This window comes from Pseudoalteromonas sp. Z1A6 (assembly GCF_011378745.1).
Classification (GTDB): domain Bacteria; phylum Pseudomonadota; class Gammaproteobacteria; order Enterobacterales; family Alteromonadaceae; genus Pseudoalteromonas; species Pseudoalteromonas arctica.
Genome location: NZ_WTKW01000689.1, coordinates 1 through 627 on the forward strand (window position 1 = coordinate 1; position 627 = coordinate 627).

Sequence of the window (627 nt, forward strand, 5' to 3'; positions counted from 1 at the left end):
AAATTTGAAGAAATCTATGCTAAACGTAAAGGCATACCTTCAAAAGATATTAAGAGTAAACTGCAAAATGCAGATATTGATTCTGCTAATATGTTCTTAGCATCTTTTTGGAATACTTTAGATGAGAATCTGTTGGGTGATATTTATACAGTTTCATTCACAACAGAGCGAGATAGTTTAAATCACTGGCTTACTTACGGTTCAGAACAGACTTCATATTGTATAAAGTTTAATAAAGATAAATTCCACGATAACGATAACGATAACGAATACTTTATACGGCATAAATTTTTGATTGATTATGCCTATGTTGTTTATGAGCCAACAAAGGAAATGCTAAATTTATTAATTGAAAAATATCTTCCTGAAGTATTAGATTGCAGACTGGATGAAAGTTTAGATAAAAACGAACTTAATGGAAAGCTGGGCAAACTCGTTATCGAAGCTTTTAATGATATTGCTTTTGAGGTTGCAAGTATAAAAAACAAAACATTCATGTACGAAAAAGAATTTCGCTTTACACTTTATTCACCAGGTTTTGTAGTGATGAATGATGAGCCAAAAGTAGATTACTTTGATTTTATAGAATGTTCTTATATCGATTTTATAGAGCTTAAGAATGGGGAG

Annotated in this window: 1 protein-coding gene; it reads left to right on the plus strand. The window is 30.5% G+C overall.

The features are described 5' to 3' along the window. Window positions 1–627: DUF2971 domain-containing protein (locus tag GQR46_RS20355; RefSeq protein WP_165742343.1), on the plus strand; the 627-nt coding region annotated here is incomplete at both ends.